At 70.6% G+C, this 17828-nt stretch carries 13 protein-coding genes; 9 read left to right on the top strand and 4 right to left on the bottom strand.

Annotation, left to right across the window (positions count from 1 at the left end; all coding sequences use genetic code 11):
• Window positions 1–450: 450 nt before the first annotated feature.
• Window positions 451–2061, bottom strand: a complete 1611-nt coding sequence (locus RT054_RS03120) for an acyl-CoA carboxylase subunit beta (protein WP_312722703.1) — start codon at window positions 2059–2061, stop codon at window positions 451–453.
• A 40-nt stretch (window positions 2062–2101) separates the two neighbouring features.
• The gene (locus RT054_RS03115; RefSeq protein WP_312722702.1) at window positions 2102–3277 is read right to left on the bottom strand and encodes an acyl-CoA dehydrogenase family protein; all 1176 of its coding nucleotides are present in this window, start codon (window positions 3275–3277) and stop codon (window positions 2102–2104) included.
• 193 nt (window positions 3278–3470) lie between these two features.
• Here RT054_RS03115 and RT054_RS03110 point away from each other — a divergent pair, with 193 nt between their 5' ends.
• The 7 genes from RT054_RS03110 (at window position 3471) to RT054_RS03080 (ending at window position 13673) form a co-directional block, all read left to right on the top strand.
• Window positions 3471–3875 (top strand): MerR family DNA-binding transcriptional regulator, encoded by a 405-nt coding sequence (locus RT054_RS03110; RefSeq protein ID WP_312722701.1) that lies wholly within the window; start codon window positions 3471–3473, stop codon window positions 3873–3875.
• A 541-nt stretch (window positions 3876–4416) separates the two neighbouring features.
• Window positions 4417–5406: an ABC transporter permease gene (locus RT054_RS03105; RefSeq protein WP_313022123.1), complete on the top strand. Its 990-nt coding sequence runs from the start codon at window positions 4417–4419 to the stop codon at window positions 5404–5406.
• A gap of 1 nt (window position 5407) precedes the next feature.
• The gene (locus RT054_RS03100; protein ID WP_312721836.1) at window positions 5408–6610 is read left to right on the top strand and encodes an ABC transporter permease; all 1203 of its coding nucleotides are present in this window, start codon (window positions 5408–5410) and stop codon (window positions 6608–6610) included.
• Window positions 6607–8784: an ABC transporter ATP-binding protein gene (locus tag RT054_RS03095; RefSeq protein ID WP_312721833.1), complete on the top strand. Its 2178-nt coding sequence runs from the start codon at window positions 6607–6609 to the stop codon at window positions 8782–8784. Before RT054_RS03100 ends, RT054_RS03095 begins: the two co-directional genes overlap by 4 nt.
• Window positions 8781–10499 carry an ABC transporter family substrate-binding protein gene (locus RT054_RS03090; RefSeq protein WP_312721830.1) on the top strand — a complete coding sequence of 573 codons (1719 nt, stop codon included), beginning with the start codon at window positions 8781–8783 and terminating at the stop codon, window positions 10497–10499. Before RT054_RS03095 ends, RT054_RS03090 begins: the two co-directional genes overlap by 4 nt.
• Window positions 10500–10764: 265 nt before the next feature.
• A complete protein-coding gene (locus tag RT054_RS03085; protein ID WP_312721828.1) occupies window positions 10765–11523 on the top strand; it encodes a hypothetical protein in 759 nt (252 codons plus the stop codon).
• Between the two features lie 341 nt (window positions 11524–11864).
• Complete coding sequence (locus RT054_RS03080; RefSeq protein WP_313022119.1) at window positions 11865–13673, top strand: biotin carboxylase N-terminal domain-containing protein; 1809 nt, start codon at window positions 11865–11867, stop codon at window positions 13671–13673.
• A gap of 63 nt (window positions 13674–13736) precedes the next feature.
• On the opposite strand, the gene RT054_RS03075 is transcribed toward RT054_RS03080, so the two are convergent.
• Both RT054_RS03075 and RT054_RS03070 read right to left on the bottom strand, forming a co-directional pair.
• Complete coding sequence (locus RT054_RS03075) at window positions 13737–14072, bottom strand: hypothetical protein (RefSeq protein WP_312721823.1); 336 nt, start codon at window positions 14070–14072, stop codon at window positions 13737–13739.
• On the bottom strand, window positions 14069–15502 hold the full coding sequence (locus RT054_RS03070) for an NAD(P)H-quinone dehydrogenase (RefSeq protein ID WP_313022118.1): 1434 nt from the start codon (window positions 15500–15502) through the stop codon (window positions 14069–14071). The genes RT054_RS03075 and RT054_RS03070 overlap by 4 nt, the downstream gene beginning before the upstream one ends.
• Before the next feature lie 434 nt (window positions 15503–15936).
• Here RT054_RS03070 and RT054_RS03065 point away from each other — a divergent pair, with 434 nt between their 5' ends.
• Both RT054_RS03065 and RT054_RS03060 read left to right on the top strand, forming a co-directional pair.
• Entirely contained in the window at window positions 15937–16857 is a 921-nt protein-coding gene (locus RT054_RS03065) for a hypothetical protein (protein ID WP_312721818.1), read from the top strand.
• A 35-nt stretch (window positions 16858–16892) separates the two neighbouring features.
• Window positions 16893–17744, top strand: a complete 852-nt coding sequence (locus RT054_RS03060) for a hypothetical protein (RefSeq protein WP_313022117.1) — start codon at window positions 16893–16895, stop codon at window positions 17742–17744.
• Window positions 17745–17828 lie beyond the last annotated feature (84 nt).

Raw genomic sequence — 17828 nt, 5'->3', positions numbered from 1 at the left:
CCAACAAACAATTGGCATCGATTTTTGGCACGCTGTTGAGTTCTCAAGCATCGGATGCACTCGGTGACTCACGCCGTGTTCCTGGCGCTTGCCTCCGGGGCAACTCTTGAACCTTACCTGCTCGGCTTCTCGGTGTCAACCCCGGCTCTTCGTTCTTCATGAGTTCTTCATGAGTTCGAAGCCGAAGTTTTACCGGCCGTTCAGGACCTGGTGAAACTTACTGCGCCCGGCTTCCTCGGTCAAATCGACCGTTTCCGTCCGGTTTTCGCCGGTCTTGCGACCTCGGTCCCCGTTTGGGCAACCCGAGAACCATACGACCGACTCGTCGCGGGATGCAAATCGGCCCGCGTCGGCCTTCTTCAGGCGGACGCGGGCCGAGAGGAGCCCGTCGAGGGGCCGAGAGACCTCCGCCGTGGGCGAAGGAGTCAGGTGTGCCGGTCAGCGTGCGCCTCAGACCGGAGGCACACCGTGACGCCGGCGCGAGAAGTGACGGTCCCGTCCGCGCGCGTAGGCGAGTCGGCGGATGAGGTCCTCTCGTAGACGGTCGGCCTCGATGACGTCGTCGATGACGAGGTCGGCGGCGAGGCGTTCGAGATCGACGTCGGTCTCGTACTCCGCGCGGCGCTCGGCGACGTAGGCGGCGCGCTCGTCGAGATCGGTGATCTGGGCGATCTTGTTCGCGTACACCGCGTTGACCGCCGCCTCCGGCCCCATGACCGCGATACGGGCGGTGGGCAGTGCGATCGTCGCGTCCGGCCCGAATCCCGGACCCCCCATCGCGTAGAGCCCCGCGCCGTACGCCTTGCGGACCACGACACAGAATTGCGGGACCGTGGCCTCGGAGACGGCGCTCACCATCTTCGCCCCGTGTCGGATGATGCCGCCGCGCTCGACCTCGGAGCCGATCATGAACCCCGGGACGTCGGCGAGGTAGACGAGCGGGATGCCGTAGGCGTCGCACTGCCAGATGAAGCGGGCGGCCTTGTCGGCGGAGTCGGTGAACAACACCCCGCCCTTGACCGCCGAGTTGTTCGCGACCATGCCGACGGTGCGCCCCTCCATGCGGGCGAAGCCGATGACGAGCTCGGGCGCGAACAGCGGCTTGATCTCGAAGAAGGACTCCTCGTCGACGAGCCCCTCGATGACCTCGTGGATGTCGAAGGGCACGCTCTCGACGTCGGGGACGCTCGCGTGGGTGAGGGGAGCGAGCGGCGCCTCGACCGCGTACACGGGCGGCTCCTGCTCCCACGTGCTCGGGAGATAGGAGAAGTAGAGCCGCGCGAGCTCGATGGCCTCCGCGTCGTCCTCGGCGAGGAGATCACCGACGCCCGAGACCGTGCAGTGCATCCGCGCCCCGCCCATCTCCTCGAGGCTCACCCGTTCGCCCACGACCATCTCGGCCATCCGCGGGCTGCCGAGGTACATCGAGGCGTTTCCCTCGACCATGACGATGACGTCGGTGAAACTCGGGATGTACGCGCCGCCGGCCGCGCTCGGGCCGAAGAGGCAACAGATCTGCGGGACACGACCCGAGAGCGCGACCTGGTTGTGGAAGATCCGCCCCGCGCCCCGGCGGCCCGGGAACATCTCCACCTGGTCGGTGATCCGCGCCCCGGCCGAGTCGACGAACCAGAACACGGGCAGTTCCTCGCGCAGCGCCGCCTCGGTGGCCCGGATGATCTTCTCCACCGTGCGGGCGCCCCAGGACCCCGCCTTGACCGAGGGGTCGTTGGCGATGACGATCGCCGGCCGCCCCTCGACGGTGCCCCGGCCGGTGACGACACCGTCCGCGGGCAGCCCGGCGACCATCGCGTTCGCATAGCGGCCGTCCTCGACGAAACTCCCCTCGTCGAACAGCAGCGCGATGCGGTCGCGCACGAACATCTTGTTCTGCGAGTCGAGTTTGGCCCTCGCCTTCTCGCCCAGGGACGCCGAGGCCGCGTGAGCGCCGGAGAGCCGGCGACGGATGTCGGCGACCCGGGCGTCACCCCCCTGCTCGTCCGGACCGGGCGGGGCGAACGGCCCCGCCGTCGAGGGGGTGGCGGAACGCAGGTCGACCATGACGTCCTTCCTTGTCACTGAACCAGGCTGCGGGCGGCGGTCAGAGCCCGTAGGAGCGGGCGATGAGCATGCGCTGCACCTCGGAGGTGCCCTCACCGATCTCGAGGATCTTGCTGTCACGGTAGAACCGCGCGACCGGGTAGTCCTCCATGAAGCCGTTGCCGCCGAAGATCTGCGTCGCGATGCGCGTGGCCGAGACCGCGGCCTCGGTGGTGTACACCTTGGCGATCGACGCGGCCTTCTTGACCTCCGTGTGCGAGCGGCGCCCGGCGTGCATCTCGTCCTTGAGCCACGCCGCCTTGTAGGTGAGGCAACGGGCGGTCTCGGCCATCACCGCGAGGTCGGCGACCTTGAAGCTCACGCCCTGGTTCGCACCGATCGGCCGACCGAACGCCATGCGGGTCTTGGCGTACTCCGCCGACTCCTCGAGCATGCGCTGGATGCAGCCGGTCGCGAGCGCCGAGATGGCGATGCGGCCGTCGTCGAGGGTGGCGAGGAACTGCTTGAAGCCGTGGCCACGACGACCGAGGAGGTTCGCCTCGGGAACCCGGGCGTCCTCGAAGGTGAGCCCGTGGGTGTCGGAGATGTTCCAGCCGAGCTTGTCGTAGGCCGGCTCCACGGTGAAGCCCGGCGTGCCGTTCGGCACCATGATCGCGCTGATCTCGGCCTTGCCGTCCTCGGTCTCCCCCGTGCGGGCCGTGACGGTGACGACCGAGGTGATCGGGGTCCCCGAGTTCGTGATGAACGCCTTGGCGCCGTTGACGACCCACTCCCCGTTCTCGAGGCTCGCGCGCGTCTTCGTGGCCCCGGCGTCGGAGCCGGCGTCGGGCTCGGTGAGACCGAAGCCCGCCATCGTGCGCCCGGCGGAAAGGTCGGGCAGCCACGTCTCCTTCTGCTCCTGCGTGCCGTAGGTGAGGATCGGGTTGATGCCGAGGCCCACGCCCGCCTGGAGGGTGATGCCCATCGACTGGTCCACGCGACCGAGCTCCTCGATGGCGAGGCAGAGGTAGGTGAACTCCCCGCCCTCCCCGGCGTGACCGCCGAACTCCTCGGGCACGACGAGACCGAAGAGGCCGAGTTCGCCCATCTGCGGGATGAGCTCGGCGGGGAAGTGGTGCTCGCCGTCCCACGTGCGGACGTGGGGGCCGATCTGCGATTCGGCGAAGTCGCGCACGGTCCGGCGGAAGTCCTCGTGGTCGGCGGAGAGCTCGAACATCGGTGTCCCTTCTCGACCTGTCCAGGTCTGGGTGGTGGGGGTGGTCTGTCGTCGAGGTCGTCGAGATGGTCGAGGTCGACGGCGGCGGCCGGCCGAGCGCCCGCCCCGGTCGACCGTGGCGGGTGCCGACCTCGGGGCCGACACTCGGAAACCTCACTTGACGTTGACGTCAACGTAAAGCACTGTGTCGATCATGACAACCCGTCCGAGTGCCACCGACACCGAGCCTCGCACCATCGCCCAGGTCGCGGAGGAGTTCGGCGTGACCCATCGGACGATTCGTCATTACGAGGCCCTCGGCCTCGTCTCCCCCGAGCGTGACGGCACCCGGCGTCTCTTCCACCGCCGCGACCGCATCCGCCTCGACCTCGTCCTCCGCGGCCGACGGCTCGGGTTCCCCCTCGAGGAGATCCGCCGCATCGTCGACATGTACGACGACCACCCGGGGGAACGCGGTCAACTCGAGTACGTCCTCGCCCAGATCGACGAGCGCCGCGCCGACCTCGAACAGCGCCGGGCCGACATCGAGGTCGCCCTCACCGAACTCGACACCCTGGAGCGTCGATGCCGGGAGGACCTCGAGGGCCTCGCGCACTGACGCACTCACCCCACGCTCGGCGTCGTCCCCACGCCGCCACCCCCACCCCCTTGGCCGTCCCGCCGCCGAGGGACGAACTCGACGCCCGGAGGCCACCCCGCCGCCGTCGCACCGCCTCACCCGTGCCGCGCACCGCCCGTCCACGGGGTGAGCGACGTGCGTCGGCGCCAGCACGGACGCCTCCCCCGACGACGTCGTAAGGACGATCACGAGGACGCCCGTTCGGGTCACCGAAACCGGCGGCGCGCGCCCCGGAACGGCCCCTCGTCGGTGACGAGTGAGTCACGACCAGCGGCAATATGCGCCGTTTCACACGCGGAGCTCCGCACGTCGGTGCTAGCTTCTCGCCAACCCAGGGCACCCTTTCGACCAGATGGGGTGACCCCGTCCGGCACTCACGGGCGACGCACCACCTCGCCCCTGAGGACCGGGGCGAGCACGCGCCGTCATTGCTCGGCCGTGATCCAGGGAGGAACGAGATGACCCACGAACCCCTGGTGCGCCCACCGGCGCACCTCGATCGAGGGCGCGCGCCGTGGACCTGATCGTCTACATCGCCAAGCGCATGGCCAACTACGTCGTCATGATCTTCGTGGCCACGTCCATCGCGTACTTCGCTGCGGTGAGCTTCATGAATCCCCAGGAGCGGCTGCTCCAGCGGACCCCGCGCCCCACCGTCGAGCAGGTCGACACCCAGCTCCGGGTCATCGGGCTGGACCCGCACATGAGTGCCGTCGACCGCTACTGGCAGTGGCTCACCGGCATCGTCCTCCACTGGGACTGGGGCTACGGGGCCAACGGCGCCCACGTCAACGACGAGTTCTTCGCCCGCGCACTGATCTCCGCGAGGCTCGTCCTGCTCGCCACCCTCATCTCGATCGTCATCGGCGTCGCCCTCGGTGTCTTCGCGGCCGCCCGCCAGTACAAGTTCAGCGACCGCGTCATCACCTACGGCACCTACTTCATCTCGGTGATCCCGGCGCCGGTGGTCTACCTCATCGTGCAGATGTCGGGCATCAAGCTCAACGAGCAGGTGAACAAGCGGCTCGTCTACGTCACCGGCATGCGCTCGCCGCGGGTCCCCGACGAGGCGTGGCCGAGGCTCGTCGACGAGATGCAACACCTCATCCTGCCGACCATCGCACTCACCGTCGTCGCGTACACGAGCTACACGCTGCTGCAACGCTCGCTGCTGCTCGACAACGTCAACGCCGACTACGTGCGCACCGCCCGCGCCAAGGGCCTCACGCGCCTCGAGGCGATCAGCAGGCACGCCCTGCGGACGTCGTTCATCCCCGTCGCACAGAGCATCGCGTTCCAACTCCCCGGCATCTTCGTCGGCACCTTCATCATCGAGACCGTCTTCGCGTGGCAGGGACTCGGCCGCTGGACGCTCGACGCGATCATGGTCACCCAGAGCGTCAACGTCGCCGTCGCCGGCGTGGCCTTCGGGGGGCTCATGTTCGCGATCGGCGCGATCCTCGCCGACCTGTCCGTCGCGATCGTCGACCCCAGAGCCCGGGTGAGCTGACATGACCGACCACACTCCGCGTGACCCCGACGCCCCCCGCGGCGACACGCCCCGGGAGCTCGGCCGCGACGACGGCACGTCCCCCGTCCCCACCACGCCCCGGAGCGGTCCGGGTCGCGACGGCGACCCCGCCTCGAGCGCCCCCCTCGACCACGCCGACGCCCTCGCCCAGAACCCCGACTACCTTCCCTCGACCCCCCTCGCCGAAAGCGCGAACGCGGCCTCCCGGCTGGGCGGTGGGGCAGTCCCCTCCCCCGCGGCGCTCGGCACGGCCACGGCGGCGCCGCCGCGTGCGGCGACCGACCCCGGGGCCGAGAACCCGCACGGCGACGAGGACCAGGTCAAGGTCACCGGCAAGGCGCGGCTCATCGTCACGCGGCTGCTGCGCAACAAGGGCGCCGTCCTCGGGCTCTTCCTGCTTCTGCTCGTCACGCTGTTCGCGATCTTCGGCAACGTCGGCAACCGGTTCACCTACCTCGACCAGGACCTCCTGAACATCGGCGCCCCGCCCGGCGTCGGCGGCCACCGGCTCGGCACGAGCGGCGGTGGCATCGACCTGTGGGCGATGCTCGTCCGCGGTACCGGCAAGTCGCTGCTCATCGCGTTCTTCGTCGGCGTCTTCGCGCCGATCATCGGCGCCGCGTACGGCACCGCCATCGCCTACTGGGGCGGTCCCCGCGAGAAGGTCGGCATGTGGATCCTCGACATGCTCATCCTCATGCCGTACTTCCTCATCATCGCGGTGCTCATGGGCTCCACCGGCGGCAACGCCCTCGTGCTCGCCCTGCTGCTCACCGTGTTCGGCTGGATGGGTCTCGCCCGTGTCGTCCGCGCGACCACCGCCTCGCTGCGGGAACGCGAGTTCGTCAAGGCCGCCGGCTACATGGGCGTCCGCGACGTCAACATCATCCGGCGCCACATCATCCCGAACATCGGCTCACTGCTCATCATCAACATCATCACGGGCACCTATTCGGCGATCATCGCCGAGACGGCCCTGTCGTTCCTCGGCGTCGGCGTCCGTCCCCCGGACGTCTCCCTCGGCTCCCTCATCGGGCAGTCCGCAAGCCAGCTCGCCGCCTACCCGTGGATGTTCTGGGGACCGACCGTCTGCCTGCTCATGATCACGTTCTCGCTCGCCCTCATCGGTGACGGGATGCGCGACGCGCTCGACCCCAACAGCAAGTCAGGAGGCCGGGCATGAGTACCGCCGTCCACGGCACGATGCCGCCGGCGGAGGGTGCCGGCGTCGGCGCCGTCCTCTCGGTGCGCGATCTGCACGTCCGTTTCGGCACCGAGGCCGGCTCGATCCACGCCGTCCGCGGGGTCGACTTCGACCTCCACCCCGGACAGGTGCTCGGGATCGTCGGCGAGTCCGGCTCCGGCAAATCGGTGACCTCGCTCGCGATCATGGGCCTGCTCGCCGACAACGCGAAGATCACGGGTTCCATCACCTACAACGGCCACGAGCTGCTCGGGCTCTCCGACAAGCAGATGTCGGACTACCGCGGCAAGGACATCGCGATGGTGTTCCAGGACCCGCTGAGTTCGCTCACACCGGTGTTCACCGTCGGCGACCAGATCATCGAGGCCCTCCGGGCCCACGGGTCGATCGGCAAGGAGAAGGCCCGCGAGCGCGCGATCGAGCTGCTCGACATCGTCGGCATCCCGAGCCCCAGGACCCGCGTCGACTCCTACCCGCACGAGTTCTCCGGTGGCATGCGGCAACGCGTCGTCATCGCCATCGCGATCGCCAACAATCCGCGCGTCATCATCGCCGACGAGCCCACGACGGCCCTCGACGTCACCATCCAGGCGCAGATCCTCGACGTGCTCCGCGTGGCGCAGCGTGAGACGGGCGCCGCGGTCATCATGATCACCCACGATCTCGGCGTCGTCGCCGGCATCGCCGACGAGGTCATGGTCATGTACGCCGGCCGCCCCGTGGAGGTGGGCCCCGTCGATCAGATCTACGGCCACCCCCTCATGCCGTACACCGTCGGCCTGCTCGGCTCCATCCCCCGCGTCGACAGCGGAGAGAAGCGGAGCCTCGTCCCCATCGAGGGCAACCCGCCGAACCTCCTCGTCGAACCGACCGGATGCCCCTTCGCCCCCCGGTGCCCCATCAGCACCGACGCCTGCCTCGACGGCGAACCGCCGCTGCAGGGCGTCGAGCCGGGCCACCAGGCCGCCTGCATCCGCAGCGCCGAACTCCGCACGATCGCCGGGGCGACCGACATCTTCCCCGTGCCGCCCGTCGCCGTGAGCGACCTCGACCGCCTCCCCCGCGAACGGCGCGAGGTCGTCCTCGAGGTGAGGAACCTGCACCGACACTTCCCCCTCATGAAGGGCACGCTGTTCAAGCGGCAGGTCGGCCACGTCAAGGCCGTGGACGGTCTCGACTTCGACATCCGCGAGGGCGAGTGCATGGCGATCGTCGGCGAGTCGGGGTGCGGCAAGACGACGACGCTGCTCGAGATCATGGAGATGTCGCCCAAGACGAACGGCAACATCGTCGTTCTCGGCACCTCGGTCAAGGACGTGAAGAAGCGCTCCGAGCTCACGGAACTGCGCAGCAACGTCCAGCTCGTGTTCCAGGACCCGATGGGCGCGCTGGACCCCCGGTTCACGGTCTTCGAGATCATCGCCGAACCGCTGCAGACCCACGGGGTGCCCAAGGCCGAGTGCGAGGCGCGGGTGCGCGAGCTCATGCGGACCGTCGGGCTCATGCCCGACCACCTCAACCGCTTCCCCACGCAGTTCTCGGGCGGTCAGCGGCAACGCATCGGCATCGCCCGTGCGCTCGCGCTCAATCCGAAACTCATCATCCTCGACGAACCCGTCTCGGCCCTCGACGTGTCGATCCAGGCCGGTGTCATCAACCTGCTCGACCACCTCAGGGCGGAACTGGGCATCAGCTACCTGTTCGTGGCGCACGACCTCGCCGTCGTCCGCCACATCTCCGACCGCGTCGGCGTCATGTACCTGGGCAAGTTCGTCGAGATCGGCGACGTCGACGAGGTGTTCGAGAACCCGACCCACCCCTACACCCGGGCGCTCCTCTCGGCGATCCCCGTCCCCAGCCCGGAGAAGGAGCGCAACCGTCACCGCATCCTGCTCTCCGGTGACCTGCCGAGCCCCCTCGAGCGCCCGGAAGGGTGCGATTTCGCGACACGCTGCCCCGTCTTCAAGGGACTCGACGAGAATCGTCGGCATCGTTGTCGGACAACAGAGCCGCCACTCTCCACCACCGGAGCCGCGGACCATCAACAAGCGTGCTTCTATCCCGAGGAGAAGCTCGTCACGTCGCGGGTCTCCACCCACGACGGCACCGCGGACGACCAGCCGCGGGGAACCCAGGAAAGGAACACCCAATGAAGAGTCGTCGGATCCAGATGGCACTCGTGGTCGCCATGAGCGGTGCACTCGTCCTCTCCGGCTGTGCCGGCAATGGTGACGGGAACGACCAGGGCGGCGGAGGCGGCACCCCCGGCGCCACCGGCGGAGGCGCCGACAACATCGCCGACAACCCCCAGCCGCGGGAGAACGTCGAGGACGGTGGCACGTTCACGCGCCCCCTTGACTCCTTCCCCACGAACTACAACGAATGGCACGTCGACGGGAACCTCAAGGACTGGAACACCGTCATGGCTGCGGTGCAGCCGGGGTTCTACCTCATCTCCCCCGAGGGTGAGTTCGCGCCTCGCACGGAGTACCTGCAGGAGATGCCCACGTCCGAGAACAAGGACGGCAAGCAGGTCATCACCTACAAGATGAACCCCAAGGCCGTGTGGAACGACGGCGCCAAGATCGACTGGAAGTCCTTCGAGGCCACCTGGAAGGCCAACCGCGCCTCCGTGGACAAGGAGGGCTTCAACAACGTCGCCCAGTCCGGCTACGAGGACATCGAGAAGGTCGAGCAGGGTGGGACCCCCGAAGAGGTCCGCATCACGATGAAGAAGCCGTTCTACCCGGTGCAGAACCTCTTCGCCAGCGTGCTGCACCCCAAGCTCGGCACCAAGGACGCCTTCAACACCCTCATGAAGGACGACCCGCACCCCGAGTTGCGCTCCGGCCCCTTCGTGATCGACAAGCTCGACAAGGCGACCCAGACCGTCACGCTCAAGCAGAACCCCAAGTGGTGGGGCAACAAGCCCAAGCTGGACACGGTCATCTTCCGCCAGATGGAGGACTCGGCCAACATCCCGGCGTTCAGCAACGGCGAGATCGACATGGTCCAGACCAACTCCAAGGCCCGCATGACGCAGGTGCAGAACGCGCCCGACATGGAGGTTCGCCGGAGCCAGGACCTCGGCACGCGAGTCTTCATCTTCAACTCGGCCGCCCCGTCCCTCAAGGACACCGCCGTGCGCAAGGCGCTGTGGCAGGGCCTCAACCCCGAGGAGCTGAAGAAGGTCCGCTGGGCGGGCATGGACTACACCGAGAAGCCCGTCGGGTCGGCCATGTTCTACGCCTTCCAGCCGTACGGCGAGGACAACCTCCCCGTCCACTTCGACGCCGCCGCCGCCGAGAAGACGCTGCAGGACGCCGGTTACGTCAAGGGCTCCGACGGCGTGTACGCCAAGGACGGCAAGAAGCTCACCGTGCGCTACACGGCTCACGGGGACGACCCCGTCGTGACCGCCCAGGCGCAGACGATCCAGAACCAGCTCAAGGCGATCGGCATCGACCTCCAGCTCGACATGCGCTCGGCCGCCGCGTTCGGCAACACCATGGAGAAGCGGGACTTCGACTTCCTCCAGATGGGCTGGGGCAGCGGCGGGTTCCCGATCTCGACCTCCGCGCCCTGCCAGTTCTACTGCACGGACTCGACGAGCAACTACTCCAAGACCGGCACCCCGGAGCTCGACGCCCGCATCAAGAAGTTGGGCGAGATCGAGAACCAGGACGACCAGGTCAAGGAGATGAACGCCATCGAGAAGGAGTGGATGGCGCAGGGCTACGGCCAGCTGCCGTGGGCGAACGGCCCCGACGTCTGGGCCTTCCACAAGGGTGTCGCCAACTACGGCCCCGCGCTCTTCCGCACCGTGAAGTGGGAGGACGTGGGCTGGCAGAAGGGCTTCAAGAAGTGACCCATGCCAGGTGAGCGGTCCTGACGGGCCGTGACCCCACACGACGGGCCGATCTCGGGAACTCCGAGGTCGGCCCGTCGTCGTGCGGCCGTCCTGGCCGGCCGCGGCCCACCGTCGGCGCGGCCCCCGGTCTCGTCCCGCGACCCGCGACCCCGTCGTCGGGCGAGCAGGCCGGCGCGACACCGGGTGGCGTGCGCGTGAATCGTCACCGGCACGGGTACGGTCCTGGGAGGAGCGGACCGACCCGGCGACGACAGGAGGTGGGATGAAGAACGCGGCGCTGGCCCCGACGATCCTCGTCCTCGCCGTCCTCGCGCTCATCTGGGGCGGCATGTTCGGGCTGTCCTATGCCGCCCAGCAGCGGGAGACGCGTGCGGACTCGAGCCCCGCGACGCCCCATCCGCCCACGGCGACCTCCTCCCCGACCACCGGCATCGGCGACTCCGGCACGAGCGGGGATCGACGCGGCGGCTCGTTCCTCGACCGCCTCCGCGGCGCGACCCAACCCGACGCGTCCCCGCGCGCAGACGCCGACCGCTGGGGCCTCACCCCCACCCCGACCTCCGCGCCGACGCGCCCCACCTCCGCCGCGAGTCCGGGCTCCGCAGCCACCCCCAGCGGTCGGGCCCCGGCCTCGGGCGGGACCTCCACCTCCGGCGACGACGGCACGGCGGGGAGCCGCTCGGCCGGCACGTCGACCTCAGGCGGCACGAGAGCAGAACGGCAGAGCGGGGCCACCGGCGACACCGGCGGTTCCCGATCCGGCGAGAAGGCGCCCGCGCCGGGCGAGATCTACACCGCACCGGCCGACTCCCCCGCCGGACGTGACGCCGCTCTCGGGGCCGACGCCCAGGGCTCGGGGTCGGTCGGGACGGGGGGTCTGCGAGGGCTGCTCGACCGTCTCGCGTCACACGACATCCGCGCCGACGGCTCCGGAGACCCCGCCGGGCTGACCGGGCGGGGCGCCGCAGCGCTCATCATCGTCCTGCTGCTCCTCGCCGCCGGCACCCGCCGACGCCACTGACCTGCCCGGGGCGTCGCGACCGCAGGCGGGAGACCGGCCCGGCCACCACCCACGGCGTCGCCCTGCCACGACCACGCCGCCCCGCGCACGCGCACGTTCCCGGCAGGTGTCTCGACCGGCCTCCGACGACCCCCGCCCCGACCTCTCGACGCCCCACTCCGGGCGGGTGGTCCGGAGCCCGCGGAACCGGCGTCGGGCACGTCGCCGAGGCCCCCTGCGGCACCTGTCGGGACCTGTCGCGAGCGGCGCCGACGAGCCCGCCGGAGGTGTGGTACCGCTCACCAAGAGAGGCCGACCGGGAAGCCGACCATGGCCCGGTGCCGCGCGCTAGAGTCCGGTTCATGGCGTCCATCAGCAAGGTACTGATTGCAAACCGCGGCGAGATCGCGGTCCGTATCGCACGTGCATGCGCGGATTCCGGCATCGGTTCCGTGGCCGTCTACGCCGACCCGGACCGGGACGCGCTGCATGTCAAGGTGGCGGACGAGGCGTACGCCCTGGGCGGCTCGACGCCGGGTGACAGCTACCTCGTCCAGGAGAAGCTGCTCGACGTGGCCAAGCAGTCCGGCGCCGACGCCGTGCACCCCGGATACGGCTTCCTCGCCGAGAACGCCTCCTTCGCGCAGGCCGTCATGGACGCGGGCCTCACCTGGATCGGGCCGTCGCCCGAGGCCATCGACGCGCTCGGCGACAAGGTCAAGGCGCGCCACATCGCCACCCGCGCGAACGCCCCGCTCGTCCCCGGCACCAAGGACCCGGTCGCCGACGCCGACGAGGTCGTCGCCTTCGCCAAGGAACACGGCCTCCCCGTCGCCATCAAGGCCGCCTACGGTGGTGGCGGCCGCGGCCTCAAGGTGGCCCGCACCATCGAAGAGATCCCCGAGCTGTTCGACTCCGCGGTCCGCGAGGCGGTCGGCGCGTTCGGGCGGGGCGAGTGCTTCGTGGAGCGGTACCTCGACAAGCCGCGCCACGTCGAGACCCAGTGCCTCGCCGACGCCCACGGCAACGTGGTCGTCGTCTCCACGCGCGACTGCTCGCTGCAGCGCCGCCACCAGAAGCTCGTCGAGGAGGCCCCCGCGCCGTTCCTCACCGACGAGCAGAACAAGGAGCTCATCCGCGCCTCCGTGGCCATCCTCAAGGAGGCGGGTTACCAGGGCGCCGGCACCTGCGAATACCTCGTCGCCGTCGACGGCACGATCAGCTTCCTCGAGGTCAACACCCGTCTTCAGGTCGAGCACCCGGTCACCGAGGAGGTCGCCGGCATCGACCTCGTGCGCGAGATGTTCCGCATCGCGAACGGAGAGGAGCTCGGCTACACGCAGGAGGACCTCCTCGCCGGGCAGCGTGGCCACTCCTTCGAGTTCCGCATCAACGGCGAGGACCCCGGCCGCGGGTTCCTGCCCGCCCCGGGCAGCGTGCTCACGTTCTCCCCCCCGAGCGGGCCCGGTGTGCGCCTCGACTCCGGCATCGAGCAGGGTGACGTCATCTCTGGCCAGTTCGACTCGATGCTCGCCAAGCTCATCGTCACCGGCTCCACCCGACAGCAGGCGCTGGAGCGTTCACGCCGCGCGCTCGCCGAGTTCGAGGTCGAGGGCATGCCCACCGCGCTCACGTTCCACCGCGTCGTCGTCGACGACCCGGCCTTCGCCCCCGAGGGCGAGGACCCCTTCACCGTCCACACCCGCTGGATCGAGACGGAGTTCGACAACACGATCGAGCCCTACTCCGGCCCGACGGCCGACGCCGCGAGCGAGGAGGCCGACCGCCACAAGGTCGTCGTCGAGGTGGGTGGCAAGCGGCTCGAGGTCAGCCTCCCCGGCGACCTCGCCATCGGCAACGGCGGTGGCGGCGGTGGCGGCGGCACGACCGCACGCCGCAAGGCCCCCCGCCGGTCCAGCGCCGGTGGGCGTGGCGGCGGCGCGGCCTCCGGTGACTCCCTCACCGCGCCGATGCAGGGCACGATCGTCAAGCTCGCCGTCGAGGAGGGCGCGACGGTCGCCGAGGGCGAGCTCGTCATCGTGCTCGAGGCGATGAAGATGGAGCAGCCCATCAACGCCCACAAGTCCGGCGTCATCACCGGCCTCAAGGCCGCCGTCGGTGAGACCGTCACCAGCGGTGCCGTCCTCGCCGAGATCAAGGACGCCGAGTGACCCGTTAGGGACTCAGCCGCCGACGACGCCGTCGACCACCACGCGAGACCCGAGATGGGGAGGTCAGATCGGTTCGGGGCGGTCGATGGGGGCGGGGGCGTCGATGGGGTCGGGGCGGTAGCCCTCCGGGCGGTGTCCCTCGCGGGACGCCTCGTCGCGGAAGGCGTCGCGAGCCTCGCCGGGGGTGCGAGCCACCTTGCCGATCGTCTCCTCACCGCGGGCGAGAGCGTCGCCGAAGCGGCCTCCGGAACGCTCGTCGAGCACGTCCCCGAGAGCTCCGGCGGTGCGCCTGGCCTCGTCGGCGGCGTGACGCGCCTGGGACGGCGCCTCGGACGCGAGGTCGCGCCCCTTGTCGCGGACGCGGCGGTACAGGCGGGACAGGTCGACCACGTCGCTCACTCCCCCGGGGTGACATGGAGCCGACGCGCCGCCTCGGCGATCGACCCCGACAGCGAGGGGTACACCGTGATCGTCGAGGCCACCTGGTCGACGTTGAGCTGGTGCTGCACGGCGAGGGCGATGGGGAAGATGAGTTCTGACGCGCGCGGCGCGACGACGACGCCGCCGACGAGGACGTTGCTGCCCTCCCGGGCGAAGAGCTTGACGAAGCCCTCGGAGAGGTTGTCCATCTTGGCCCGCGGGTTGGTGCCGAAGGGCATGAGGATCTGCCGGACGCCCTCCTCGCTCTCGACGGGCGACCCACTCTTCTTGCTGGCCGGGGTGGCGAGTCCGGTTCCCACGGTGGCGATCTCGGGCTCGGTGAAGATGTTGGCGCTGATGCCCCGCACCTGCAGCGGGGAGACGGCGTCGCCGAGGGCGTGCGCGACGGCGATCCGCCCCTGCATCGCGGCGACGGAGGCGAGCGGCAGGACTCCGGTGCAGTCGCCGGCGGCGTAGACCCCGCGCGCGGACGTGCGCGAGACGCGGTCGACGACGACGTGTCCGCTCTGGCTCGTCTCGACGCCCGCGGCCTCGAGACCGAGGTCGGTGGTCTGCGGGACCGAGCCGACGGCGATGAGGGCGTGCGAGCCGGTGACCTCGCGGCCGTCCTCGAGGACGCAGACGACGCCGTCCTCGGTGCGCCGGACGCTCGCGGCGCGGGACCGGTTGAGCACCTCCATGCCCTCGGCGCGGAAGACGCGTTCGATGAGTTCGGCGGCGTCGGGGTCCTCGCCGGGCAGGACGCGGTCCCGTGAGGACACGAGGACGACCTCGCTGCCGAGGCCGAGGTAGGCCTGGGCGAGCTCGGCGCCGGTGACACCGGAGCCGACGACGATGAGCCGCTCCGGCACCTCGGTGAGGTTCCAGATCTGCTTCCACGTGAGGATGCGTTCGCCGTCGGGCCTCATCGAGTCGACCACCCGCGGCGTGGCGCCGGTGGCGATGAGGATCATGTCCGCCGGGAGGGTCCGCGTCTCGCCGTCGGGGGTCGTGACCGCGACGGAGGCGGAGTCGATCAGCCGGCCCGTGCCCTCGACGACCGTGACCCCGACGTGCTCGAGGCGGCTGCGGATGTCGCGGCTCTGAGCCTGGGCGAGGGCGAGGATGCGCGTGTTGACCTCGGTGAGCTCGGCCTCGAGGGTGGCGTCGACCTCGGCGCCGGCGCCGAGGTGGACACCGCGCTTGCCGGCCTCCTCGAGCCGGCTGACGTACGCCGCCGTGGAGATGAGGGCTTTGCTGGGGACGCAGTCGGTGAGCACGGCGGCACCACCGAGACCGTCACGGTCGACGACGGTGACGTCACCACCGATCGCCGCGGCCACCAGGGCCGCCTCGTACCCGCCGGGGCCGCCGCCCAGGACCACTACTGACGTCTGTCGCTCAGTCACGCCTCCATCCTCTCAGAGAGCGGATCGACGCATCGTGGGGTTCGGCGTGGGTGATGATGGCGGGGACAGCAATCAGGAAGAGGGGGCTCATGAGCCGCTGGGACGACCCCACACGGGGTTTCGACGACGACCGAGAGCAGGACCGGACCGGCGGTGAGGGAGCCGACGGGGGCCCGGCGCCGTCACGGGGACCCGCCTCGGCGACTCCGTCCTGGGATGCGCCGGCGCCCCCTCCAGGGCCGCGGGTCACGCCCGTCCCGACCGGGTCGGGCGCTCCCCTCCCGACGACCGGACCCGACGCCGCCGGCACCGCCGCCTCTCCCGGGTCCCGGGGAGCGGACCCGCAGGGCACCCGGACACCCCGCGGCGGGTTCCGTCGCGTCAGCCCCGGAGGGGTCCCCGAACTGTGGCCAGGACCGATCCCGCTGCGCCCCATGCAGCTCGGGGAGATGCTCGAGACGGCGCTCGCGGTGCTGCGGTTCAACCCGCGCACGATGTTCGGCCTCTCGTTCCTCACCCTCGGCGTCATCACGGTGCTCTCCCTGCTCGTCGCCGCCCCCGGCGTCTACGTCCTCATGGCGGGAGAATCGGGCGCGGTCGTCGAGAACGGCACCGACGCGCTCCTCAACGGGCAGAGTTCTCTCACCGGCCTCGCGAGCTCTCTCCTGGCGGGCGTGCTCATCGCCGTCGTCGCCGACACGGCCCTCGGGCGCCGACTCACGTTCGCGGAGGCCTGGGCCCGCATCAAGTCCCGCATCCTCCCGCTCGTGGGGTTCGTCATCCTCCAGAGCCTGCTCATCCTGGTCGTCGTCCTGCCGGTCGTCGTCCTCGCGGTCGTCCTCGCCGTCGCCGAGCAGTGGACGGCGTTCGGCGTCGTCCTCGCCATCGGGATCCCGCTGACGATCGCCGTCGGTGTGTGGCTCTGGGTCTCCCTCTCCCTCGCGCCGGCGACCATCGTGCTCGAACGCTCCGGGCCGGTCGCGGCCTTCGGTCGCTCGATCCGTCTCGTGCGCGGTGGCTGGTGGCGCACCTTCGGGGTGCTCCTCACCGCGAACATCCTCACCGGGCTGGTGGCGAGCGTCATCATGCTGCCGGTCATGGGCATCCTCCTCGCGACGATCCTCGGCGGCGCCGTCGCGACGGGAGCCGACAGCCTCGCGCCCGGCCTCATGGTCCTCGCGATGGTGGTGACCGCCCTCGCGTCACTGCTCGTGCAGGGCCTCGTGCAACCGTTCTCCTCGGCGATGATCGCCCTCGTCTACCTGGACCGCCGGTTCCGCACCGAGGCTCTCGCCGTCGACCTCCTCGCCGAGGCCGAGCGCGACCGGCCCCTCACGCGCGGCGACGGACGCTGAGCGCGTCCCCTCTGGGATCTCCGGCGATTGCGGTGATGTCTCCGCCCCTCGTGGCCCTCGCCGGCGCGTACTCGGCCGCCGACGGTCTCCCGGGGCGCCTGGCCACGCACCTCACCGCCGGCGTCACCCTCGTCGGGCTGTCCCCCACACCGGCCCCGCCCGGCACGACGGAGGCGCGTGACGCGCTCTTCGCCGAGCTCCGCGACCCCGCCTACGTCCGCAGCTGGTGGGGGCTCTTCGTGCAGTGGCTGCAGGGGGTGATCGCGATTCCCGCGGGGGACAGGGACCTCGCGCCCCTGCTCGCCCCGGTCCTCGTCGCGATCGGCATCGGGCTCATCGGCCTCGTCGCGTGGCTCATGCTCCGGTCCCGCCGTCACCCGCCGGAGGCCCCGACGACGGTCTTCGCGGCGGACGAGATCCTCGACGCGGCCGAGCACCGTCGCCGGGCCCGCGTCCATCTGCAGGCCGGTCACGCGGAGGCCGGCGTCGTCGAGGCCTTCCGCGCGCTCACCGCCGCGGGCCTGGCCCGCGGGGAGATCCGGGACAGTCTCGATCTCACGGCGCACGAGGCCGGGCGGGCCCTGGTGGGCCGGCACCCCCGGTACGCCGTCGAGGTGCGCCGGGCAGATCGCACGTTCGCCGGCGTGCGGTACGGCGACGCCACCGCGTCGACCGAGGAGGCCGAGCGCATCCTCGACCTCGACGTCGCGCTCGAGGCCGCCGCGAGCCAGGGCGACGAGGGTCGGGCACGCCAGGCCGTGCCCGCCGGTGCGTTCTCACCGCCGACGCCGCCGACCGCGTACGCCGGGACCGAGAGTTCGCCCGCCGGGCGGCCGCCTGCGCCGGTGCCGCCCCCGACCTGTCGTCGCGACGGACACCCGTGGTGACGCCGCCGCGTCCCGGCTCCGATGGGGGTTCCTCGACCCGGACCGCGGGGGTGCGCGGCGACGGGGGTGCCGCGGAGTCGTCAG

The organism is Mobilicoccus sp., assembly GCF_032060985.1.
GTDB lineage: Bacteria > Actinomycetota > Actinomycetes > Actinomycetales > Dermatophilaceae > Mobilicoccus.
Note: the sequence above shows the minus strand (reverse complement) of the source record. Positions and strands in the feature narration are given on the sequence as shown.

Excerpts from the sequence above, each read along its gene's own strand:
- RT054_RS03110 (WP_312722701.1), top strand. The coding sequence starts at position 3,471 with ATGACAACCCGTCCGAGTGCCACCGACACCGAGCCTCGCACCATCGCC.
- RT054_RS03080 (WP_313022119.1), top strand. The coding sequence starts at position 11,865 with ATGGCGTCCATCAGCAAGGTACTGATTGCAAACCGCGGCGAGATCGCG.
- RT054_RS03090 (WP_312721830.1), top strand. The coding sequence starts at position 8,781 with ATGAAGAGTCGTCGGATCCAGATGGCACTCGTGGTCGCCATGAGCGGT.
- RT054_RS03120 (WP_312722703.1), bottom strand. The coding sequence starts at position 2,061 with ATGGTCGACCTGCGTTCCGCCACCCCCTCGACGGCGGGGCCGTTCGCC.
- RT054_RS03100 (WP_312721836.1), top strand. The coding sequence starts at position 5,408 with ATGACCGACCACACTCCGCGTGACCCCGACGCCCCCCGCGGCGACACG.
- RT054_RS03060 (WP_313022117.1), top strand. The coding sequence starts at position 16,893 with ATGTCTCCGCCCCTCGTGGCCCTCGCCGGCGCGTACTCGGCCGCCGAC.
- RT054_RS03095 (WP_312721833.1), top strand. The coding sequence starts at position 6,607 with ATGAGTACCGCCGTCCACGGCACGATGCCGCCGGCGGAGGGTGCCGGC.
- RT054_RS03085 (WP_312721828.1), top strand. The coding sequence starts at position 10,765 with ATGAAGAACGCGGCGCTGGCCCCGACGATCCTCGTCCTCGCCGTCCTC.
- RT054_RS03115 (WP_312722702.1), bottom strand. The coding sequence starts at position 3,277 with ATGTTCGAGCTCTCCGCCGACCACGAGGACTTCCGCCGGACCGTGCGC.
- RT054_RS03065 (WP_312721818.1), top strand. The coding sequence starts at position 15,937 with ATGCAGCTCGGGGAGATGCTCGAGACGGCGCTCGCGGTGCTGCGGTTC.